19 protein-coding genes and 2 tRNA genes are annotated in these 22,084 nt (G+C 61.8%); 20 read left to right on the top strand and 1 reads right to left on the bottom strand.

Features of this window, described 5'->3' with window-relative positions:
• The first annotated feature begins 15 nt into the window (after positions 1-15).
• From truB to ffh, 20 genes are all read left to right on the top strand, one after another.
• Entirely contained in the window at positions 16-948 is a 933-nt protein-coding gene (gene truB, locus DW925_RS03625) for a tRNA pseudouridine(55) synthase TruB (protein ID WP_117790385.1), read from the top strand.
• On the top strand, positions 945-1,952 hold the full coding sequence (gene ribF / locus DW925_RS03620) for a riboflavin biosynthesis protein RibF (RefSeq protein WP_117790384.1): 1,008 nt from the start codon (positions 945-947) through the stop codon (positions 1,950-1,952). The genes truB and ribF overlap by 4 nt, the downstream gene beginning before the upstream one ends.
• Complete coding sequence (dnaG, locus tag DW925_RS03615) at positions 1,945-4,053, top strand: DNA primase (protein ID WP_117776299.1); 2,109 nt, start codon at positions 1,945-1,947, stop codon at positions 4,051-4,053. The genes ribF and dnaG overlap by 8 nt, the downstream gene beginning before the upstream one ends.
• A 110-nt stretch (positions 4,054-4,163) precedes the next feature.
• Complete coding sequence (rpoD, locus tag DW925_RS03610; protein ID WP_117790383.1) at positions 4,164-5,507, top strand: RNA polymerase sigma factor RpoD; 1,344 nt, start codon at positions 4,164-4,166, stop codon at positions 5,505-5,507.
• Positions 5,508-5,805: 298 nt separating this feature from the next.
• Positions 5,806-5,880: transfer RNA gene (locus DW925_RS03605), tRNA-Asn, on the top strand.
• A gap of 34 nt (positions 5,881-5,914) precedes the next feature.
• Positions 5,915-5,989: transfer RNA gene (locus DW925_RS03600), tRNA-Asn, on the top strand.
• Between the two features lie 194 nt (positions 5,990-6,183).
• The gene (locus tag DW925_RS03595; protein WP_022093773.1) at positions 6,184-6,540 is read left to right on the top strand and encodes an Asp23/Gls24 family envelope stress response protein; all 357 of its coding nucleotides are present in this window, start codon (positions 6,184-6,186) and stop codon (positions 6,538-6,540) included.
• 27 nt (positions 6,541-6,567) lie between these two features.
• Positions 6,568-8,229 carry a DAK2 domain-containing protein gene (locus DW925_RS03590; RefSeq protein ID WP_117765715.1) on the top strand — a complete coding sequence of 554 codons (1,662 nt, stop codon included), beginning with the start codon at positions 6,568-6,570 and terminating at the stop codon, positions 8,227-8,229.
• A gap of 10 nt (positions 8,230-8,239) precedes the next feature.
• A complete protein-coding gene (gene recG / locus DW925_RS03585; RefSeq protein WP_117790382.1) occupies positions 8,240-10,417 on the top strand; it encodes an ATP-dependent DNA helicase RecG in 2,178 nt (725 codons plus the stop codon).
• Positions 10,414-11,043 carry a 16S rRNA (guanine(966)-N(2))-methyltransferase RsmD gene (rsmD, locus tag DW925_RS03580; RefSeq protein WP_117790381.1) on the top strand — a complete coding sequence of 210 codons (630 nt, stop codon included), beginning with the start codon at positions 10,414-10,416 and terminating at the stop codon, positions 11,041-11,043. The genes recG and rsmD overlap by 4 nt, the downstream gene beginning before the upstream one ends.
• Entirely contained in the window at positions 11,036-11,533 is a 498-nt protein-coding gene (coaD, locus tag DW925_RS03575) for a pantetheine-phosphate adenylyltransferase (protein WP_117564151.1), read from the top strand. The genes rsmD and coaD overlap by 8 nt, the downstream gene beginning before the upstream one ends.
• A 68-nt stretch (positions 11,534-11,601) precedes the next feature.
• Positions 11,602-12,099 carry an ATPase gene (locus DW925_RS03570; RefSeq protein WP_040358176.1) on the top strand — a complete coding sequence of 166 codons (498 nt, stop codon included), beginning with the start codon at positions 11,602-11,604 and terminating at the stop codon, positions 12,097-12,099.
• Positions 12,099-12,653 (top strand): DUF177 domain-containing protein, encoded by a 555-nt coding sequence (locus DW925_RS03565; RefSeq protein ID WP_117790380.1) that lies wholly within the window; start codon positions 12,099-12,101, stop codon positions 12,651-12,653. The genes DW925_RS03570 and DW925_RS03565 overlap by 1 nt, the downstream gene beginning before the upstream one ends.
• 64 nt (positions 12,654-12,717) lie before the next feature.
• Complete coding sequence (gene rpmF, locus DW925_RS03560) at positions 12,718-12,897, top strand: 50S ribosomal protein L32 (RefSeq protein ID WP_022094017.1); 180 nt, start codon at positions 12,718-12,720, stop codon at positions 12,895-12,897.
• Between the two features lie 87 nt (positions 12,898-12,984).
• Complete coding sequence (gene plsX / locus DW925_RS03555; protein ID WP_117790379.1) at positions 12,985-14,004, top strand: phosphate acyltransferase PlsX; 1,020 nt, start codon at positions 12,985-12,987, stop codon at positions 14,002-14,004.
• 124 nt (positions 14,005-14,128) lie between these two features.
• Positions 14,129-14,371: an acyl carrier protein gene (locus DW925_RS03550; protein ID WP_006234023.1), complete on the top strand. Its 243-nt coding sequence runs from the start codon at positions 14,129-14,131 to the stop codon at positions 14,369-14,371.
• A gap of 3 nt (positions 14,372-14,374) precedes the next feature.
• Positions 14,375-15,100, top strand: a complete 726-nt coding sequence (rnc, locus tag DW925_RS03545) for a ribonuclease III (protein WP_117629289.1) — start codon at positions 14,375-14,377, stop codon at positions 15,098-15,100.
• A 10-nt stretch (positions 15,101-15,110) separates the two neighbouring features.
• On the top strand, positions 15,111-18,647 hold the full coding sequence (gene smc / locus DW925_RS03540; RefSeq protein ID WP_117790378.1) for a chromosome segregation protein SMC: 3,537 nt from the start codon (positions 15,111-15,113) through the stop codon (positions 18,645-18,647).
• Complete coding sequence (gene ftsY, locus DW925_RS03535; RefSeq protein WP_117790377.1) at positions 18,647-19,564, top strand: signal recognition particle-docking protein FtsY; 918 nt, start codon at positions 18,647-18,649, stop codon at positions 19,562-19,564. Before smc ends, ftsY begins: the two co-directional genes overlap by 1 nt.
• A gap of 10 nt (positions 19,565-19,574) precedes the next feature.
• Positions 19,575-21,050: a signal recognition particle protein gene (ffh, locus tag DW925_RS03530; RefSeq protein WP_117790376.1), complete on the top strand. Its 1,476-nt coding sequence runs from the start codon at positions 19,575-19,577 to the stop codon at positions 21,048-21,050.
• Positions 21,051-21,170: 120 nt separating this feature from the next.
• Here the strand turns inward: ffh and DW925_RS03525 are convergent, their stop codons facing one another.
• Positions 21,171-21,929, bottom strand: a complete 759-nt coding sequence (locus tag DW925_RS03525; protein WP_117790375.1) for a DUF134 domain-containing protein — start codon at positions 21,927-21,929, stop codon at positions 21,171-21,173.
• Positions 21,930-22,084: the final 155 nt, after the last annotated feature.

Below are 22,084 nucleotides of genomic sequence, written 5' to 3'. Positions count from 1 at the left end.
CTTTTTGGATGGTACATGGCTCGTCGTACGCCTTCTCAATTGAATATGCTGCTCGCTGTCGATAAGCCGGTGGGCTGCACGTCCCACGATGTGGTCTCGCAATGCCGGCGCGCCCTCCATGAGCGGCGCGTCGGTCATGCCGGCACGCTCGACCCCATGGCATCGGGTGTCATGGTGGTGGGTGTGGGCCAGGCCACCCGTCTGCTGGGCATGCTCACGCTCGATACCAAAAGCTACGTCGCCGATATCTCGTTTGGCGCCGAGACCAATACCGATGATGCGGAGGGCGAGGCGGTCCGCACGGTGGCTGTTGCCAACGAGCTCAGCGATCCTGCCTATGCCCGTGAGCGCTTGGCCTCCATGATGGGTCCGCAGATGCAGGTGCCGCCGGCGTTTTCGGCTATCTCGGTCAATGGCGTTCGCGCTTATAAGTCTGCTCGTGAGGGCAACGCGGTGGACCTACCTCCGCGCCCCGTCGAGGTCTATGCCGCCGACCTGATCGCCGTTGGCGGCGAAGGTGATACGTGTGTGTGGACCGTGGCGTTCTCGGTGAGCAAGGGTACCTATATCCGTGCGCTCGCTCGCGACTTGGGCCGCGCCTGCGAGAGCGCCGCGCACATTTCCGCGCTGCGCCGCACGGCCTCCGGTGTTGTTTCCATTGGCGCTTGTCATGCGGTCGAGGAGCTTTCTCCCGAGTCCGCGGCTGGCTTTGCCCTGGACCCCATTGCGGCTCTGGGCGCCACGCGTGTTGACTTGCCGGGCAATCTTGCCGACGACCTGCTCTGCGGCCGACGCATTCCCGTTGAGCGTGCGCTTGCCGATTTCGATACCGCGAAGGCGCCTTTTGCGTTGGTGCTCGATGGGGGACTCAAGGCGCTCGCCCGCATCGAGGGTGGCCGCTTTGTCATGGAGCACGTGTTTCCGCAGTCAATCGGCGGTGTTCGATGATGTTGTCCGCTCGCGAGCTCGCGCGTATCTTTTTCGCGGGCGAGTCGGACGAGGCTCGCATCGTTGCTGCCGATGCATTTGATGAGTGCGAGCACTTGGGTGCTGCCTCGATCGCCATTGGCGTGTTCGATGGCGTTCACCGTGGACACCGGGAACTCATCGAAGCGCTTGTCCGTGATGCCCGTGCCCATGGCTGCAAGGCGGTCGTGGTCACTTTCGATCCCGATCCGGACGTTGTGGTGAGTCCTTCGCCCGCTCAAAAATTGATGACGACGGCCGACCGTCTACATGCCTTGGCTCAGACCGGGGTCGATGCAGTGGTGGCCGTTCCCTTTACGCCTGAGGTTGCGGCACTCGACCATGTCGGTTTTCTCACACTGTTGTCACGCGTGGTCGACATTCGTTCGATTCGCGTTGGCAGCGATTTTAGGCTGGGTCGTGGCGGTGCTTCTGGTGTTGCCGAGATGCGCGTCTGGGGTTCCGAGCACGGCGTTGACGTGTATGGTCACGATCTGCTTTGCGAGTGCGGCGAGGCCATTTGCGCCACCCGCATCCGTCATGAGCTGGGACAGGGCCATGTGGAGCTTGCTGCTGAGTTGCTCGGCCGCCCGTATATGCTGCGTGGCGGTGTTATTCGTGGCCGTCACGAGGGTTCTGACATGGGCTTTCCCACGGCTAACCTGCAGGTTCCCGACGGCATTCAGGTGCCTGCCGATGGCGTGTATGAGGGCCTGGTGCTCGTTGATGACACCGTATGGCCTGCTGCCGTTAACGTCGGCCTGCCGCCGACGTATGCCGACGATGCCGCTTCATCGCATCTCGAGGCTAACTTAATTGGTTATACGGGCGACCTGTACGGCGCTTCCGTTTCGCTGGCGTTTACGCGCTGGCTGCGTCCCTCGCGTGTGTTCGATTCGCTGGATGAGTTGATTACGACCGTCGAGGGTAATATCGAGGACATTCGTCACAACTTGGGTGAGCAGGGGGTGGGCATCCGTGATTAGCGATGAGGAAAAAGACCAGGTACGCGCTGCGTCCGACCTAGTTGCCATCGTGCAGGAAACGGTTGAGCTCAAGCCCCGCGGCCATGAGTTTTGGGGCTGCTGCCCCTTTCATGGCGAAAAGACTCCGTCCTTCCACATTATTCCCGCCACGCAGGTGTGGCATTGCTTTGGCTGCGGCGAGGGTGGCGACGTCTTCACCTATATCATGAAGCGCGAGAACCTGAGCTTTCCCGAGTCAATCCGTTATTTGGCCGATCGTGCAGGTATTGAGCTGCACGACACCGGAGATCGCCGCGAGCGCGGTACCAAGCGTGCCCGCATCTACGATCTGTGTGCCGAGACCGCCCAGTTCTACCACACCATGCTTATGCGCGGTAAGGATGGCCGTCCACGTGAGTACTTTGCCAGCCGCGGCATGGGTGGCGACGTCTGCCGCCGCTACTGCCTGGGCTTTGCGCCGGGTCGTAATATGCTGGTGGCTCATCTGTCGCAGGCGGGCTTTACTCCGCAGGAGATGATCGACGCCAACGTTGCCGTGAGTCGAGGGCGCGGGCAGCTTGCCGACCGCTTCTACGACCGCGTGATGTTCCCCATCTTTGACGAGCAGGGTCACAACATCGCCTTTGGCGGTCGCATCATGGGTGACGGCCAACCCAAGTACCTCAACACCGCCGAGACGAGCGTGTTTCATAAAAAGCGAAACCTCTACGGCTTTAATTGGGCCAAGGAGTTTATCGTCGCGCAGGATACCGCCATCGTGGTAGAGGGCTATACCGACTGCATCGCCTGTTGGGAGGCGGGGATTAAAAACGTTGTCGCTACGCTGGGCACCGCGCTCACGGAGCATCACGTCAAGACGCTCACCCGCTTTGCCAAGCGCATCGTGTATATGTTTGACGGCGATGCCGCGGGCCAGAAGGCCGCCCGTCGCGCGATTCAGTTTATCGAGCAGGATTCGATGGACCTGCGCTGCGTGGTGCTGCCTGACGGCAACGATCCCATGGAGTTCATCACGGCCCACGGCGGAGAGGAGCTGCAGAAACGCATTGACGCCGCCGAGCCGCTCATGGACTTCGTGTACCGTTCGCTGCAGGAGTCGAGCGACATCACCACGCCGGGCGGTCGCGCCAAGGCGCTGGAGGATGCGCTCACGCTCATCTATCCGCTTCGTGACAGCTATATGATCGATACGTACTTTATCCAGATTGCCGATCTGCTGGGTTTGGATTTGGAGACCGTGCGTGCGAGCTCGGGCCGTGTGTTTCGCGATGTCGCCAAGCGCGAGGATGCGGAACGACGTCGTGAGCAGAGCTTTGAGCGCCAGCGGGCACAGGCTGAGCGGTCCGGCGGGACGGGCAGTCGGGCGTCGAGTTCTCGCGATGCCGGTCGCGGCGCTTGGGCATCGGGCGCGACGCCGTCGGTGTCCGCGCCGGTCGAGGAAGAGCCGTACGACTACGTCCCACTCGATGCCTACGGTGCCGCGCCCGTGGAGGTCGTCGACGATCTGCCGCCAATCGATGTGCCTGATGGTATGGGTGCTGTGCCTGTGACTGATGGTTCGGGCGCTCCGGCTGCGGCGGCGCCGATGGTTCTTACTGATCTTGAGCGCAAGTCCTTGGCAGGGGAGCGCGAGCTGTTGACGATGCTCACGAGCTACCCCGACCTGTTCCGCACGTATGCCGACCGCATCTGCTCTATCGAGTGGGTTGACCCACGTCACGAGTCCATCGCATGGGCCGTTCTGGCAACGCCGCCGGGAACCGATCCTGCAGCCTGCATGGATGCGGCGCGCTCGGTCTGTCCCGAGGCGGCAACGCTTGTGAGTGCCGGGCGCATCTCCGCGACGAGCAAGCACCCCACCGAGACGAACATCGTGTTCATGCTCGATACGCTCGAGCTCTACACCATCAAGCGCCGCATGCGTGCCGCACAGGCCAAGCTGCGCCAGGACCGTTCGCTCGATGATGAGGCCCGTCGCGCGCTGACCGTGCAGGCCGCGCAGGATTCGCAGCGTCAACGCGAGCTGCAAAAGTCTATCGGCGGCGTGGCGGACCCGTTCCGTTTGATCGGTCTGGAGGCCGCAGGCACCGAACAGGCCTAGATGTTGTGGTCAACCAGCGTATTCTCGCCTATATCCAGTCCTCTTTTTGGGTATAGACGCCTATGTGTGTGCTAAAGTATTGAGTCCTGTGGACTATGAAGGGAGAATCTGTGCCAAAAAAGACTGAGAGCACGGGTACTGGGCTGGAATCCTACGTTGCAAAGCTCATGGGCAACGGCTCAAACAGGACTTCGGTAACCGAGGACGAGATTCAGGTCGCCCTGAAGGATATCGATGTTTCTGACGAGCAGCTCACCGCGGTGTATTCCGCGCTGCGCAACAGCGGCATCCAGATTATCTCCGCGAGCGGAAACGACGACGCCCCCATGGACGTCGACGATAACGATACCGATACTGACGATTTCGATGACGACGACGAGCACGATTCCGGCTCGCTCGACGATCACGAGCTCAAGATGGCCCGTCAGGCCGACGCCGAGATGGGTTCTTCCAAGAGCAAGAAGAAGCGCACCGTGCGCACGTCCCGTTCACGCTCCCGCGTGCGTGGCATCGATGCCTCCACGGTGATGCTGACCGGCGATCCGGTTCGTATGTACCTCAAGGAGATCGGCAAGGTCGACCTGCTGACCGCCTCCGAAGAGGTCGATTTGGCCATGAAGATCGAGGCCGGTCTCGAGGCCACCGAGAAACTCGAGGCCGCCGATGCCGGCGAGCTCGAGCTCACGCGTGCCGAGATGCGTCGTCTTACGCGCATTGAGAACGTCGGCCTCGAAGCTAAGCAGGCACTCATCAGCGCAAACCTGCGTCTGGTCGTCTCCATCGCCAAGCGTTATGTCGGCCGCGGCATGCTGTTCCTTGACCTGATCCAGGAGGGTAACCTCGGTCTGATTCGCGCCGTCGAGAAGTTCGACTACCAGAAGGGCTTCAAGTTCTCCACGTACGCCACGTGGTGGATCCGTCAGGCCATTACGCGCGCTATCGCCGACCAGGCCCGTACCATCCGTATTCCCGTGCATATGGTCGAGACTATCAACAAGCTCGTCCGCGTGCAGCGCCAGCTCCTTCAGGACCTGGGTCGCGACCCGACCCCCGAGGAGATCGGTGCCGAGATGGACATGAGCGCCGACCGCGTCCGCGAGATCCAGAAGATCTCGCAGGAGCCCGTGTCGCTTGAGACCCCCATCGGCGAGGAAGAGGATTCCCAGCTGGGCGACTTTATCGAGGACTCCCAGGCTATCGTTCCGCCCGATGCCGCCAGCTTCTCCATGCTGCAGGAGCAGCTCACTCAGGTGCTCGACTCGCTTGCCGATCGTGAGCGCAAGGTTATCGAGCTGCGCTTTGGCCTTGTCGACGGGCATCCCCGCACGCTCGAGGAGGTCGGTCGCGAGTTTGGCGTCACGCGCGAGCGTATCCGCCAGATCGAGTCCAAGACTTTGGCCAAGCTCCGCCACCCGAGCCGTTCGAGTAAGCTGAAGGACTATATCGAGTCTTAGTAGTTACGGCGTTTTACCAAACGCCGTAACTGGCCGACGCTGCGCGGACACCAGAGCGACAACTTGTCATTCAAAGAGGACGGCATGACCAGAAGGTCTATGCCGTCCTCTTTTCATGCCAATTTGTTCGCTCTGGTGCCCGCTCGCTGGCATTGTCAAAACATCGGCGTTTCCGTTGCCGGTGCCGGCAGTTAGGCCGTCCCCAAGGGATCAAGGCGAGAAAATTTCTTAAAAAAGTTCTTGCCCTTCGCCCGATCGTCCGTATAATAAACTTCGTTGCTTGAGAGCACGCACCTATTCCTCGGTAGCTCAATGGTAGAGCACGCGGCTGTTAACCGCGCTGTTGTAGGTTCGAGTCCTACCCGGGGAGCCAGAATTTTTCAGCCCATTCCGCTGGGCTTTTAAATTCCTCGGTAGCTCAATGGTAGAGCACGCGGCTGTTAACCGCGCTGTTGTAGGTTCGAGTCCTACCCGGGGAGCCAGGTTGTAAAACCCGTCGCTTATGCGGCGGGTTTTTTCATACCGCGATCGCCTGGCGCGAACGTTGCCATATCAACATTTCGTGTCGAGGATGTAATCCCACGACCCACCACCTCAACATGGCGCGGTCGTTGTAGAATATTGCAATGATTGCTCCCACGACATGGTGCCGTGAGCACCAGATAAGGAGATTCTTGTGTCTGAGACCATCAACGGCAGCCTGAGCGTCTCGAACGACGTTATTGCCGATATTGCCGGTTATGCCGCGATGACGTGCTATGGCGTCGTCGGTATGGCTGAGCAGCTCCAGGGCGCCGAGAGCGTGCGCCTGCTTGCCGGTCAGCGCCTCCGCAAGGGCGTGCTTGTCTCCGCCGACGAGAACGGCCTTACGGTCGATCTTCACGTCGTGCTCGAGAACGGCGTCAACATGAAGTCCGTCTGCCACAATCTTTCGAGCTCCGTTGCCTTCACCCTGCAGGAGATCGCCCAGATCGATCCCGCCAGCCTTAAGATCGGCATTCACATCGACGCGCTCAAGAGCCGTCTGAACTAGCATCCGAAAACGGAGATTCAAATACCCATGATTGCAAAGACCATTCGCACCTGTTTTCCGATCGCTGCGGCTGCTGTTTCCGACAAGGCCGAGGAGATCAACAAGCTCAATGTCTTCCCCGTACCCGACGGCGACACCGGTACCAACATGTCGCTCACGCTCGCCTCGGTGACCAAGGAGCTCTCCGCTCTTCCCGCCGACGCTGACATGGAGGCCATCGCCGGCGCCATCACCCACGGCTCCCTGATGGGCGCCCGCGGCAACTCCGGTGTCATCACCTCGCAGATCCTGCGCGGTGTGGCCGAGGGTCTTGTCTCTGCCGACGAGCCCATTACGTCCGCCAACATTGCCTATGCGTTCCGCCGAGCCGTCAAGGTCGCCTTCCAGGCCGTCCGTAAGCCCATCGAGGGCACGATCCTCACGGTGCTGCGCGATGTCTCGACCAAGGCCGACGAGTGCGAGAAGAAGAAGTTCTCGGCCGAGGACGCGCTCGACGCTATCGTCGTCGAGGCATATCAGTCTGTCGCTCGCACGCCCGACCTTCTGCCCGTTCTGAAGGAGAACGGCGTGGTCGACTCCGGCGCCTTTGGCTTTGCCATCTTCCTGGAGAACTTTGTTGCCGCCGCGCTTGGCCGCAGCACCGTTGTCGAGGATTTCTCCGCCACGTTTGATTCCGCCGGCTCTGCCCGTGATGCCGCTCTTGGCCGCGTTGAGATCGAGGCTAACGACGACTGGGAGGGCTCGGAATTCCGTTACTGCAATGAGTTCCTGTTTAAGGCCGACGCCCCGTTTGACGAGGACGAGTGCCTTAAGTTCCTGGGTTCCATGGGCGACTGTGAGCTGCTCGTGGGCGCATATCCCGACTACAAGATCCACGTGCACTCCAACACCCCCAACCTGGTGCTCGAGCACATGCTGCAGCTTGGCCAGATCTACGAGGTCTTTATCCACAACATGGAGATGGAGGCCCACGACCGTACCGCCAAGATCCACGAGGACCAGGAGAAGGCCGCCGAGCCCGCGAAGGCCCTGGGCTTTGTCGCCGTTGCCGCCGGTTCCGGCGAGGCAGACATCCTCAAGTCCCTCGGCGTTGACGTGATCGTGTCCGGTGGCCAGACCATGAATCCCTCGACTGCAGACCTGCTGGGCGCCGTCGACCAGGTCAACGCGACCTCGGTCATCATTCTGCCCAACAACGGCAACATCCGCATGGCCGCCGAGGCCGCTGCCTCTGCCTGCACCGACAAGAAGGTCGCCGTCGTTCCCACCAAGACCGTTCCGCAGGCCTTCTCCGCGCTGTTCGCGGTCCTGCCCGATTCCGAGCTCGAGGATGCCGTCGCCGCTATGGTCGACGCCATCAGTGAGGTTCGTGATGGCGAGGTCACCCGTGCCGTGCGCGATTCCAGTGCCTCCGACGGCTCGCCGATTCACTCCGGTGACGTCATGGGCATCATCGCCGGCTCCATCGATGTGGTCGGCTCCGACGTGAAGCAGGTCACGCTCGACTGCATCAACCGCATGCAGGAGGAAGAGGAGGGCGACGCGCTGACGATTCTGGCCGGCGAGGAACTGTCCGATGAGGCCTTCCAGGAGATTGTCGACGCCATTGAGGAGGCTCAGCCCGATCTGGAGATTGACGCCCATCGTGGCGAGCAGCCGCTCTATCCCGTTATCTTCTCGATCGAGTAGGCAACTGCCCATGTCCGAGCTGTGCTCCGTGCCGCGCGTCTCGGAGCGCTTTGCCCAGAGCAATGCGCTCGACGAGGATATCGCGCGACTCAAATATGTTTCGGGTAAACGTGAGGAGGCCCTTCGCCGTCTGGGTATTCGGACGGTGGGGGACCTCCTTCTCCATATCCCTCATCGATACCTCGACTTTACGCGCTCCTGGTCCATCGAGATGGCGCCCATTGGTACCGTGTGCACCATCATCGCCACGGTCGACCGTATCGTTCAAAAGAAGCCGCGTCCGCGCATGCAGGTGACCGAGGTCTCACTCGTTGATGAGACGGGCGTGCTGCAGGTCGCCTTTTTCCGTCAGCCTTGGATTGCCCAGCAGCTTAAGCAGGGCGACCGCCTGGCCGTGATGGGCAAGGTTGAGTTTGCCTACGGTTTTAAGCAGATGGCCTCGCCCCACTTTGAAAAGCTCGAGGACGGGCGCGCCGCCGGCACCATTTTGCCGGTTCACTACGTAAGTGACGGCGTGAGTCAGGCATGGATGCGCCGTATCGTGAGCGGTGCGCTCGAAGTGGCTGCTAATCCGTTCGATCCCATTCCCGCGCCGCTGCGCGCAAAGCGGAAGCTCATGAGCAATGCCCGTGCGCTGCGCTCGATCCACTTTCCCTCGAGCATGGCCGAGCGCGATATCGCGCGCGCACGGCTTGCCTACGAGGAGTGTCTCTGCTTGCAGCTCGCACTGCGTCTGCGCAACGATGGCGGTATGGTCGACGTGGTGCCTTATGCGCATGCCGCGGGCGAGCACCTGGCCGCGCTTAAGCAGGCCCTGCCGTTTTCGCTGAGCGACGAGCAGGACGCCGCGTTCCAAGATATCCTGCGCGATATGTGCGATGGCGGGCGCGTGATGAACCGCCTGCTGCTGGGCGATGTCGGTACCGGCAAGACCGCTGTTGCCGCCTGCGCGCTGGCTGTGGCTGCCGATAGCGGCACGCAGGCCTGCGTTATGGCGCCCACGGGCGTGCTGGCGCGTCAATATGCCGATAAGACCGGCCATCTGCTCTCGCAGGCCGGCATGTCTTGGGCGCTTCTGACGGGTGCCACGCCGGCCGCAGAGCGCGAGCGCATCCATGCACAGCTGGAATCGGGAGAGCTCGATGTCCTCTTTGGCACCCACGCGGTGCTTTCGGATAACGTTGCGTTCAAGCATCTGTCGCTCGTGGTCATCGATGAGCAGCACCGGTTTGGCGTCGGCCAACGCAACGCCCTGCGTGCGAAGGGCCCTGGTGCCGATCTGCTCGTTATGACGGCAACGCCCATCCCACGTACGCTGGCACTTTCGGTCTACGGCGATCTGGACACGAGCATCATCCGCCATCGGCCCGTCCCTGGCGCTGGCGTGACGACACGCGTGCTTACCGAGTCGAGCCGCGACCTTGCCTATGGCGCCATCCGCGAGGCGCATGAACAGGGTCAGCAGGCCTACGTGATTTGCCCGCTCGTGGAGCCGAGCGACTCGGCCGATGAGCTGGAGGACGTGCCCGGTATCGCCCGCGACGGCGAGGGCCGCGTGACGGTCCCCGTGCCGCTGCACGATACGGCGACCGAGCTCGATCGCCTGCGTCTGGCGTTGCCGGGTCTTGCCATCGAGCGCCTTCACGGCCGCATGCCAGCGGGGGAGAAGGACCAGGTTATCGATGCCTTCAAGCGCGGCGAGATTGACGTGCTCGTCTCGACTACGGTGGTCGAGGTGGGCGTCGACGTGCCCAACGCCACCGTCATGGTCATCGAGAACGGTGAGCGCTTTGGCTTGGCGGCCCTGCACCAGCTGCGCGGCCGCGTGGGCCGCGGCAGCGTGTCGGGCACCTGCCTGGTCATGACGCACTCCAAGGGCAACGGCGGCGCTTCGGCGGCGCAAGACCGTCTCCAGTCGCTCGAAAAGACCTCGGACGGCTTTACGCTCGCCCAGATGGACCTGCGTCTGCGCCACGAGGGCGAAATTCTGGGGTACCGCCAGCATGGCGGTGTGACCCTGCGCTTTGTCGACCTGGATGCCGACGAGGAGCTGATCGAGTGGGCCCATTTGGACGCGGCAGAGCTCTTGCGGTATGCTTGCACCCTTGACTCCGTGGCGACGCGCCCCCTGCGCGATGCGGTCGCCATGCGATATCGACACATTTTTAAGGAGGTCAGCGGAGGATGAGAATCATCGGCGGCGAATGGCGCGGTCGTAAGATCGAGGAGCCCCGTGGTCGCGATGTCACCCGCCCCACGACCGATCGCGTGCGCGAGGCATGCGCATCTATGGTCATGTCGGCATTTGACTTCGATCTGGACGAGGTCCGCGTGCTGGACGCCTTTGGCGGCTCCGGTGCCTTAGGGTTAGAGGTGCTCTCACGTGGTGCCCGCTCACTCACGACGTTCGAGATCGATCGGAATGCCGCGCGGCTCATTACCAAGAATATCGAGTCGCTCTGCCGTGACCGTGCGCGTTGGCGCGTGGTAACGGGCGACATGCTGGCGAGCGCCTCGCGCGGTCGTGTGCCGGGCGGCCCCTTTGATCTGGTCCTGCTCGACCCGCCCTATGCTTTTGGTGCCGAGCCGGTCGAGGAACTGCTGCAGAACCTGGCTCAGCAGGGTCTGCTTGCACCTGGCGCTTATGCCCTGTTTGAGCATGCCGCCGCCGATGCGGGCGCGCATCCGGCAGGCTTTGAGATCGTGCACGAGAAGCGCTACGGCATTACCTCGGTCGACCTGCTTCGTTGGGTCGGCAACGGCGAGGATGATGGTATCGATAGCGACGCACCCACGGAGGACGCCCATGAATGACACTATCAACCGCGTGATTGTCCCGGGCACCTTCGATCCCATCACGTTTGGCCATATCGACGTCATCCGCCGCGCCCGCCGCATCTTTCCCAGCGTGATCGTCGCTGTCGCCGAGTCGCAGGGTAAAAACGGTGTGGGCACCACGTTTATGCTGGATGAGCGCGTGGCGCTGGCTCGTGAGGCGCTCGGTGATATCGACGGCGTCGAGGTCCTGCCCTTTACCGGCCTCTTGGTCGACTTCGCTCGCGAGCAGGGGGCGGGGGCTGTGGTCAAGGGCCTGCGCGCCATGACCGACTTTGAGTACGAGCTGCAGCAGGCAGACCTCAACTATCGCTTGGATAACGAGCTGGAGTCCATCTTTGTCATGAGTGCGCCGCAGTACGGCTATATCTCGAGTTCGGTCGTTCGCCAGATCGCCTCGCTCGGCAGCGATGTATCGACGTTTGTCCCGCCCAACGTGGTCGAAGCGCTCAGACACCGCTTTTCGTGACGTTTTTTATTGCCTGGTGGCATGTGGTAAACTAGCACGATGATATGTTACCTATGAAAGGAGACCGGATGCCGGGCGAGAATTTTCCTGGCGATAGGATCGTCAGCTTGGTCGATGAGCTCGAAGGGCTGATCGAGGAAGCCAAGCCGCCTTTCGGCAAGAACGCTCAGTTCAAGGTCATCGACGCCGACGTGTTCTTCAACATCCTCGACGAGATCCGCATGAGCTATCCCGAGGAGTGGCAGAAGTCCCGCCGTATCCTTAAGGAGCGCGAGGAGCTTATGGCTTCCGCCGCCGCTCAGGCCGATTCCATCATCGCCGACGCTCAGCAGCAGGCCCTCACCATTGCCGGTGAGCAGGAGATCGTCCGCTTGGCACAGCAGCAGGCCGACGACATCCGCGATCGTGCCCAGCAGTACGAGCGCGAGACGCGTTATGCTGCCGAGGACTACGCAGAGCAGGTCTTTACGCACCTGGAGGAGAACCTCAAGAGCCTGACTGGCACCGTTACCCGTTGCCGTCAGCAGCTCAACGAGGGTGCCGCCCAACAGAATGGTCAGTGGTAATGGCTGAGTTCCCGAGCGTTACCGTCGATCTTTCCGAGCAGCTTGAGTTTCCCGGAGATTCGTATCCGCTGACCGGCAAGGTCGATGTCGCCACCTACACGGTGGGCGAGAAGGAGTACCAGCTACAGGACGGCATCGACTACGACGTTGTCTTTACCAATGCCGGTACCGGTGTCTTGCTCACGGGCATGGTCCGCGCGCACGCCACCGGCGAGTGCGACCGTTGCCTGGAGCCCGCTTCGTTTGATATCGCCGGCGAGATCGAGGAGTTCTACCTCTTCGAGGAGCCCGAGGATCCCGAGGCCTTCGAGGACGGCTACGAGCTCCTGGGTGAGGACCGCATCGTCGATCTGGGTGAGCCCATCAACGACGCGGTCGTCATGGACACGCCGTTTGTGGTGCTCTGCAAGCCCGATTGCCGCGGTCTGTGTCCCACTTGCGGTTGCAATCTCAACGTCGAGCAATGCGATTGCGCCGCACAGGCAGAGGCAGAATGGGCCGCTGCCACGGAAAATCCATTTGCAGCATTGAAGAATCTCAAGCTCGATGAGTAAAACTGTGGTAGTATCGCTACTTGCGCGTAATCGCCACACTGGATAGTTCATAAGGAAGGTCACTATGCCCGTACCTAAACAAAAGCAGGGTCGTATCCGCACTCACACCCGTCGTTCCGCCAACATGAAGATTTCGGCTGCTGCTCAGTCCACGTGCCCCCGTTGCGGCGCTGTCAAGCTTCCGCACCACGTGTGCCCCAGCTGCGGTTTCTACAAGGACCGCGAGGTTATCGTTACCGAGTAACGGTATACTCTGGATGCGATGCCGTTCCAAATGGAACCACAATGGCCGGCTCAATGAGTCGGCCATTTTTGTATAAGGAGCATGTATATGAGTAACGTTCGCGTTTGTGTAGACGTTGTGGGCGGAGACGAGAAACCTCAGGTTGTTCTCGATGGTATCGAGGCTGCGCTTGCCGCCGATCCCGATATCGAGGTCTTGGCAGCTGGCCCCGCTGAAATCGTCAATCCCTTTGCTGCTTCCCATGCACGTGTTGAGGCTCTTGAGGCACCCGACGTTATCGCCATGGATGACGATCCCATTCGCGCCGTGATGACCAAGCGTAAATCGTCGATCGTGCTTGCCTGCCGCGCCATCAAAAAGGGCAACGCGGACGCGTTCTTCTCCGCCGGCTCGACCGGTGCCATGACCGCTGCCGCCACCGCCTATGTGACGCCGTTTAGATATATGGCCGAAGGCAAGAAGCAGCCGGTGCGTCCCTGTCTGACCAATGCGCTGCCCAATCGCGCCGGCGGTCTGACGGTGCTGTGCGATATGGGCGCCAACCCCGATGTCGAGGTCGATGACATGGTGCGTTTTGCCCAGATGGGTAGCGCCTATGCCCGCGTCGTCCTGGGCATCGAGCATCCCCGCGTGGGCCTGCTTGCCAATGGTACCGAGGACGAGAAGGGTTCCAACTTTACCAAGGCCTGCTTCCCGGCCATGAAAGCCGCCGTTCCCGGCTTTGTGGGCAACTGCGAAGGCACCGACCTCACCTCGGGCAATTTCGATGTCGTCGTTGCCGATGGCATGTCGGGCAATATTGCGCTCAAGGCCACCGAGGGCGCTGCCAAGTTTTTGCTGCAGGAACTCAAGGGTGCCTTTATGGCCTCGCTCGGCACCAAGATCGCCGCGCTGTTCATCAAAAAGCAGATGCGCGAGATTAAGGCCAAGCTCTCTGGTGATGCCAAGGGCGGTGCGATTCTTTTGGGCCTGCGTGGCGTGGTCCTAATCGGCCATGGCGCCACCTCGGTCGAGGCTGTTAAAAACGGTACGCTCGCGGCGGCTGAAGCCGTGCGCGCCGGGCTGGTCGAGAATGTCGCCAACTCTATGGACGGTATCGTTTTATAAGAGCGAGTTAGAGCGCTGTTATGTGCCTCGCGGCGCACGTCGTGGGGTAGAATCAAAACCGTGTCTTGGTGCCGCCCGCGCGGTGCCAATCTTTTGGTATTCATGCACTATGAGAGGAAGCGCTATGGACCGCTCCGAAATCTTCGACAAGATCGCCGAGGTCGCTGCTGACGTTCTGGGCGTCGATGTTGCCGAAATTAGCGATGAGACCACCTTTGACGACCTCGATGCCAACTCGCTCGAGCGCCTGCAGCTGGTTACGGCTATCGAGGACGAGTTCAATCTCGAGATCGATGATGAGACCCTGCTCTCGCTCAACTCTGTCGCCGACGCCGTCGACGCTATCGAAGCTGCCAAGGAGGCCTAGGTCTTGGCTTTGTCTGAACGACTTACGCGTGCCCAGGAAATCCTGGGCCACGAGTTCAATAATAAGGTGCTGCTGCGCGCGGCGCTTACGCATCCCTCGGCGGTCGAGGGCCAGCCGGTTTCTGCCAGCTATGAGCGCCTTGAGTTCTTGGGCGATTCCATTTTGGGCGCCGTCGTCGCCCGTTCGCTCTTTGAGTCCTATCCCGAGTTTGACGAGGGTAAGCTCACCCGCTTGAAGGTGTCGCTCGTCTCGGGCGCCACGTTGTCGGAAGTGTCCCACGAGCTGGGTATCGACGACATCATCATCTTTGGTGCCTCCGAGACCGGAACGGGCGCACGCGGCCTGCATTCGGCGCTCGAGAACGTCTATGAGTCGCTCGTGGGCGCGCTATACCTGGATGCTGGTTGGGATGCCGCGGCGGAGTTTATTCACCGCACGCTTAAGCCGCACTTGGCTTCCGAGCGTGCCGAACACCCTGCGAACCCCAAGTCGTTTTTGCAGGAGTGCGTGCAGGCCGACGGCCACGAGCCTCCGGCATATAAGCTGGTCGGCTCCGAGGGCCCCGCGCATGCGCCCACCTTTACCGCCGTGGTGCTCATCGACGGTATTCGTCAAGGCCGCGGCACCGGTTCCTCCAAGAAGGAGGCCGAGGGAGCTGCCGCGCTCGAGGCGCTCGACCGTATGGGTTACACCACTAACGGCGTGATTCTTAACAAGAAGCCTGTTTAAGCGAGGAACCGTGTATCTTAAGTCCCTCACGCTCAAAGGGTTCAAGTCGTTTGCCGACCGCGCCCATATGTCATTTGAGCCGGGCCTGACCGTCATCGTCGGTCCCAACGGCTCGGGAAAATCGAACATCTCCGACTCGATTCTGTGGGTCCTGGGCGAGCAGAGCGCCAAGCAGCTGCGCGGCCAGGCCATGGAGGACGTCATCTTCTCGGGCTCGTCGGCGCGCAAGCCGGTGGGTGTGGCCGAGGTCACGCTGGTGCTCGATAACTCGGACCATATGCTGCCCGTCGACTTTGATGAAGTCGCCATCACCCGTCGCATGTATCGCTCGGGCGAGAGCGAGTACCTCATCAACTCGAGTCCGTGCCGCCTGATGGACATTCAGGACATTCTGCACGATTCGGGCCTGGGCAAGGATACGCATTCCATCATCAGTCAGGGCAAGCTCGACGCCATTTTGCAGAGCCGCCCCGAGGAGCGCCGCGCCCTCATCGAGGAAGCCGCCGGTATCTCCAAGCACAAGCGTCGCAAGGAACGTGCGCTTAAAAAGATCAAGTCGATGGACGAGCACCTGACCCGTGCCCGCGACATCAATAAGGAAATCGCCCGTCAGCTGCGCCCGCTTGAGCGTCAGGTCGATCGTGCGCGCAAGTACAAAGAGCTGTCCACGCGCGCAAACGAGCTTACGCAGATGCTGGCCGTTGACGAACTGCGTTCGCTGCAGTCGCAGTGGAACGATCTGGAGAGTCGCTCCAAGGAGGGCGCGGCCGAGCTTGAGCTTGCGCAGTACCGCCTGGGCGAGAAAGAGCGCGAGCTCGAGAAGCTCCAAGTTATGCTCGAGGAAAAAGGCCTGTTTGTGGGCGACCTGGGCGAGCAACGCCGCCATATGCAAGACGTGGTCGGACGCATTAACTCCGACATGCGCCTGCTCGAGGAAAAGGGCCACAACATGGTGTCGCGCCTGTCCGACATGCGCGGGCAGATCTCGGGCTCCGAGCATCAGCGCCGTCGCGTGGTCGAGGAGCTCGAGGATGCGCGCGCCCAGCTCGAGGAAGTGACCGGCGCGCATATGCAAGCCCAGGAGGACGTTGACGCCGTCGGACCTGCCGCCGCCGACCTCCACGAGCGTCGCGTTGCGCTCGACAATCAGATTTCGCAGCTTACGCGCGAGCAGCGCGATGTGCAGCGCGTTGCCGATGATGCTGCGCTCGAGCTCGCCAAGGTAAAGGATTCGCTTTCCAATGCCGAGGTCGAGGACAACATGTACGCCTCGCGCCTGGAGCAGATCGATGAGCAGCTCGAGGAGGTCACGGCATCGCTTGATAGCCGTCGCGACCGTGCTGAGGAGCTTGAGAGCGCTCTTGAGGCGGCTCATCAGGCCCAGATTGATGCGCGCGAGGCCACCGAGACGGCGCGCGCTGCCCTCAAGGACCTGCGTGCCCGCGAGAGCGAGGCGCGCAACAAGCTGTCTGAGGTTCGCTCGGAGCTTGCCAGCCAAAAGAAACTCGATGCCCGCATGGCTGATAGCTCGCCGCTCGTAAGCCGTCTGGTGGGCGCGCTGGGCGACGATGTTTCGGGCCGTCTGGGCGATGTGCTCGAGGCACCGCGTGAGCTCGAGGGCTTGGTCGAGCAGCTGCTTGCCGGCGATATTGATGCTCTTTTGTTTGATGACGCCGCTACGCTTGAGCGCGCCGGTCGCGCTGCCCTGGATCAGAAGAAGGCCTCGGGCGAGGCGCTGCTGGTGGCGCGCGGCGTGAGTGGCTCTGCGGCCGCCGAGGGTGCCGCCGGTACCCGTCTTGTTGACCGCCTGTCCGTGCGCGCCGGTTATGGTCCGGTTGTCGAGGCACTGCTCGGCGGCTATTACGTGGTCGATGATTTGGCCACCGCGCTGGCCGCGCCCGTCGTTGACGGTGTGACCTACGTGACGCCCGATGGTGCCCGCGTGAGCTGTGGCGGCCTGGTTCGCGTGGGGCTTGATGCCGGCGAGGCTTCGGGTGCCTTGGAGCGTAAACGTCGTATCCGCGAGCTGGAAGGCCTGGAGCCCGATCTCGCTGCCGTGTTTGAGCATGTTTCGGATCAGGTCGTCGAGGCCAATACTGCCGTTGAGGAGGCCCATGCTGCCGAGGGCGATGCTGCCGGCGAGATTGCCCGCCTTGAGGGCGAGCGTCGCTCCCTGCTGTCCGAGATCGGCCGCCTGGAGCAGAGTGCCAACAATGCCGAGGTCGAGCGGGTACGGATTTCCAAGCGCCGCGAGCAGGCTGCCGAGGCCGTACGTGCCGCACGTCCGCGCGTGGATGAACTTACCCGTTCACGTGACGAGGCCCGTGCGCAGGCGAGTGACTTGGGCTTGCAGATTGCCGAGGCCAACGACGATCTCGATCGCGTTCGGCGCGATGACTCCGAGGCCGCCGGTAAGCTCGCCGACGCTAAGGTGCGCCTGGCTCAGACGAGCGAGCGCCTGCGTTCGCTGAAGGGCCGCGTGCCCGATCTTGAGCATCGCCTTGAGGGTATCGACCGTCGTATCCGCGGGACGCGTCAGGCCTCACGCTCGCTCGAGCTGCTGCGCCTTCGCGTCGATCCCATGCATGAGCGCTATTCTGCCCTGTTGGAGCGCGCCTCGGACTGGGCTGCGCGCCTGCGCGATCAGGCATCGCTTGAGGAGGCGGACTCGGCTTCGCTTAAGAAGACCATCGAGGACGCCAAGACCGAGGTCGCCCGCGCCAAAGAGAGGGTCGATGTTGCCGCCACGACGCAAAATGAGTTCAAGGTGGCGCGCGGCAAGCTCGAGGTGCAGGTCGAGGCTGCCATCAAGGCCATCACCGCCGACGGTACCACGGTGCTCGAGGAAGCGCTCATGCTGCCGGCGCCCACCGATCGCGATGCCGCCGAGCGCGAGCTTAACCAACTCGTGCGCCAGATCAACAACCTGGGTCCTGTGAACCAGGTCGCCATGGAGGAGTACGAGCAGCTCAAGCGCCGTGCCGATTACATCGAGGAGCAGCTGGCCGATCTTGAGAGCGCGCGCAAGGCGCTTACCAAGATCACCGTGGCGATCGATCGCAAGATGCGCAAGGCGTTCCTAGTGACGTTTGAGAAGGTTGATGCGAATTTCCGCGAGATCTTCGCCATGCTTTTCCCAGGCGGTCAGGCTCACCTTGAGATGACCGATCCCGAGCATCCGGCCGAGACGGGCATTGAGGTCGTGGCGCAGCCGCGCGGCAAGCGCATCACCAAGATGATGCTCATGTCGGGTGGCGAGAAGAGCCTGACGGCGCTTGCCCTGCTCTTTGCCGTGTACCGTACGCGCACAGTGCCGTTCTATGTGCTGGACGAGGTCGAGGCGGCACTTGACGACGCCAACCTGTCCAAGCTCATCGGCGCGCTCGACGTGTTGCGTTCCGATACGCAGCTCTTGGTCATTTCGCATCAGCGCCGTACTATGGAGGACGCTGACGTTCTCTATGGCGTCTCGATGCAAGCCGACGGCGTCAGCCGCGTCGTCTCGCAAAAACTCGATCGCGAAACCGGAAAGGTCGTGAATGCATAATGGGATTCTTTGACGCTCTCTCGCGCGGACTTGAGCGCAGCCGCGAGGCCCTCAACGAGGTCTTCTACTTTGGCGGCGAGGTCGACGAGGATTTTTGGGAGGACCTTGAGGATACCCTCGTTATGGGTGACATGGGTGCCGAGGTCGCCATTCAGGTCTCCGATGATCTGCGCGAGACGGCCGCCAAGAAGAACCTCAAGACCGCCCCGCAGCTCCGTCGCGCCCTGGCTGAGCAGCTCGAGCAGCATTTTGTGCCCGCCGAGCGCGATCCGTTCTCCGACACGCCGAGCTGCGTGCTGTTTGTAGGCATTAACGGCGCCGGCAAGACCACGACGGTCGGCAAGATCGCGAGCGCCATGGCCGCCCGCGGCAAGAATGTCGTGATCGGTTCTGCCGATACCTTCCGCGCCGCTGCCATCGAGCAGCTCGATGTGTGGGGTCAGCGCGCCGGCGTCCCTGTCATCAAGCGCGATCGCGGCTCCGACCCGGCAAGTGTTTGCTACGACGTGCTCGATGAGGCCGATAAGCGCGGCAGCGACCTGGTGCTGATCGACACCGCCGGCCGCCTGCACACGAGTCCCGAGCTCATGCGCGAGCTTGCCAAGGTGGTTAACGTGACGCGTAAGCGCGCCGCCAATATGGCCGCCGACCCCATGCCCGTCTCGGTCGTGCTCGTGATCGATGCCGCCACCGGCCAGAACGGTCTGAACCAGGCGCTCGAGTTTAACGAGGCGCTGGGTCTGGACGGTATCATCATGACGAAGCTCGACGGTACGGCAAAGGGCGGCATCGCCATGGCCGTGGCCGAGAAGCTCAAGCTTCCGATTCTGCGCGTGGGCGTGGGCGAGCAGGTCGATGACCTACAGGAGTTTAACGCCAAAGATTTCTGTCGCGCCCTGGTGGGCGAGTCCAATTAAGGAGTGACTAGTGTTTGATTCTCTGAGCGATCGCCTCAATGACACATTTGACCGCCTGCGCGGCAAGGGTAAGCTGACCGAGGCCGACATCACCTCGGCCATGCGCGACATTCGCATGGCGCTGCTCGAAGCCGACGTCAACTTTAAGGTTGTCAAGGAGTTCGTCGCCAAGACCAAGGAGCGCTGCATGACCGCAGAGGTCATGGAGTCGCTGTCGCCGGCGCAAAACGTCGTCAAGATCGTGCTCGACGAGCTCACCGAGATGCTCGGCTCCACCGAGAGCAAGCTCGTCTTTAGCAACCGTATCCCCAACGTCATCATGCTCGTGGGCCTGCAGGGCTCCGGTAAGACCACGGCGGCCGTAAAGCTGGCCTACCTGCTCAAGAAGCAGGGCCGCTCGCCGCTGCTCGCCGCGTGCGACGTCTACCGTCCCGCCGCAGCCGACCAGCTGGCCACGCTCGGTGGAGAGATCGGCGTGCCGGTCTTCCGTGGCGACGGTGCACACCCGGTCGACATCGCCAAGGGCGCCATCCAGGAGGCCGTCGACCACCTGCGTGACGTGGTCATCGTCGATACCGCCGGTCGTTTGCAGGTCGACGAGCAGATGATGCAGGAAGCCGTGGACATCAAGAAGGCCGTCAAGCCCGATCAAGTGCTGATGGTCGTCGATGCCATGACCGGCCAGGATATCGTCAACGTGGTCTCGACGTTTGCCGAGCGCACCGACTTTGACGGCGTGATCATCTCCAAGCTCGACGGCGATGCCCGTGGCGGCGGCGCGCTTTCCGTGCGCCAGGTGACCGGCAAGCCCATCAAATTCGTGAGCATGGGCGAGAAGCCCGATTCGCTGGAGCCGTTCTATCCCGATCGCATGGCCAAGCGTATTCTGGGTATGGGCGACGTCGTCGGTATTATCGAGAAGGCCCAGGAGGCAGCCGATGCCGAACAGCTCGAGGCTGCCGAGCGCATGCTGCGCGAGGGCTTTACCATGAACGACATGCTCGACCAGATGAAAGCCGTCAAAAAGATGGGCGGCATGAAGGGTATCCTGGGCATGCTCCCCGGTGGCCAGCGCGCGCTCAACCAGATGGGCGGTAACCTGGACGAGGGCATCTTCGACAAGAACGAGGCCATCATCATGTCGATGACCAAGGAGGAGCGTCTGCGTCCCTCCATCATCAACGGCCAGCGTCGCGCGCGTATCGCCAAGGGCGCCGGTGTGACCCCCACCGAGGTCAATAGCCTTATGAAGCAGTGGGGCGAGATGAACAAGATGATGGGCCGCATGCGCACGATGGCCAATCAGGCACAGGCCGGCGGCAAGAAGGGCAAAAAGGGCAAGAAGGGCAAGAAGATGCGCATGCCCAATATTCCCGGTCTGGATGCCATGGGCTTGGGCGGCATGGGCGGCCTGGGAACGGGTGGTCCTAAGTCCGATATGGACCTGCTGCGCCAGATGGAAGCGCAGATGCGCAATAAGAAATAGGGCTGTAATTCCAGCTTGATATGGCAAAGGCCACTCGGAAGCTACCGGGTGGCCTCTGTTGTTGGCTTTGATAGTTGGGCTGCGTTCAGCGTCGCGCCCCGAGCTCGCGGTGCCGTGCCGTTAGTGGCAGCCGCAGCCCTCGTGGCCCTCGTGCTCGTGATGGCCGTGGCAGCTGCAGGACTCGCCATGTTCGTGGGCGTGGTCATGGCCGTGGCAGCCGCACGTGGCCTCGCCGTTCTGTGCGAGCGTTCCGGCGATAAGGGCCTCGACACAAGCGTCGCAGCTGCCCTGAGCTCCTGCGTACACCGTGATGCCGGCTTGGGCAAGCGCGTTGATGGCGCCACCGCCGATGCCGCCGCAGATGAGCGTGTCCACGCCACCGTTGGCGAGCAGGCCCGCAAGGGCACCGTGGCCGGTGCCGTCGGTGCCCACGACCTGCTCGTTGAGTACCTTGCCATCCTGAATGTCGTAGATCTTGAACTGCTCGCTGCGGCCAAAGTGCATAAAGATGTTGCCGTTGTCGTACGTGGTTGCCACCCTCATGGTGTCGACCTCCTTTGCTGGCCATGCGGCCGTCGTTGCGGTGATGGGGGAGTACGCGATATTGCCGCCCTCGATGACGAGCGCCCGCCCGTTGACCAGAGCGTTTGCCACCTTGCGATGTGCGCGGCTGCAGATGGCCGCCACGGTGGCGCGGGCGATGCCCATTTGCTGGGCGACGGCCTCCTGATTGAGGCCTTCCAGGTCGCACAGGCGCAGTACTTCGAGCTCATCGACCGTCATCTCGATGGCGTCTCCGCTGGCAAGGCCGTCGGGGGTAAAGCCGCGATATTCGGGGATGATCCCAACACGGCGTAATTTTTCGCGTCTTCCTGCCATACGTGCTCCAAATCTGACATATGTCAACAATAGAATAGCGAACGTGCGGATTTGTGCAAGGAATTTCTGGCATATGTCAGAAAATGAGGGCTTATGTTTGGGCTGTGGGGCCGCGTGCGCCTGGGCTACAATAAAAATTGCTTATAGGCGACTGA

This window comes from Collinsella sp. AM43-1 (assembly GCF_003467925.1).
In the GTDB taxonomy this organism is placed as follows: Bacteria; Actinomycetota; Coriobacteriia; order Coriobacteriales; family Coriobacteriaceae; genus Collinsella.
The sequence above is the reverse complement of the archived record's forward strand: the minus strand, read 5'-3'. Positions and strand labels throughout refer to the sequence as shown.

Coding starts and splice junctions, on each gene's coding strand:
- coaD (WP_117564151.1), top strand. CDS start 11,036: ATGAATGACACTATCAACCGCGTGATTGTCCCGGGCACCTTCGATCCC.
- rpmF (WP_022094017.1), top strand. CDS start 12,718: ATGCCCGTACCTAAACAAAAGCAGGGTCGTATCCGCACTCACACCCGT.
- DW925_RS03550 (WP_006234023.1), top strand. CDS start 14,129: ATGGACCGCTCCGAAATCTTCGACAAGATCGCCGAGGTCGCTGCTGAC.
- rsmD (WP_117790381.1), top strand. CDS start 10,414: ATGAGAATCATCGGCGGCGAATGGCGCGGTCGTAAGATCGAGGAGCCC.
- recG (WP_117790382.1), top strand. CDS start 8,240: ATGTCCGAGCTGTGCTCCGTGCCGCGCGTCTCGGAGCGCTTTGCCCAG.
- DW925_RS03525 (WP_117790375.1), bottom strand. CDS start 21,929: ATGGCAGGAAGACGCGAAAAATTACGCCGTGTTGGGATCATCCCCGAA.
- DW925_RS03570 (WP_040358176.1), top strand. CDS start 11,602: ATGCCGGGCGAGAATTTTCCTGGCGATAGGATCGTCAGCTTGGTCGAT.
- ftsY (WP_117790377.1), top strand. CDS start 18,647: ATGGGATTCTTTGACGCTCTCTCGCGCGGACTTGAGCGCAGCCGCGAG.
- truB (WP_117790385.1), top strand. CDS start 16: ATGGCTCGTCGTACGCCTTCTCAATTGAATATGCTGCTCGCTGTCGAT.
- plsX (WP_117790379.1), top strand. CDS start 12,985: ATGAGTAACGTTCGCGTTTGTGTAGACGTTGTGGGCGGAGACGAGAAA.
- DW925_RS03590 (WP_117765715.1), top strand. CDS start 6,568: ATGATTGCAAAGACCATTCGCACCTGTTTTCCGATCGCTGCGGCTGCT.
- ribF (WP_117790384.1), top strand. CDS start 945: ATGATGTTGTCCGCTCGCGAGCTCGCGCGTATCTTTTTCGCGGGCGAG.
- DW925_RS03565 (WP_117790380.1), top strand. CDS start 12,099: ATGGCTGAGTTCCCGAGCGTTACCGTCGATCTTTCCGAGCAGCTTGAG.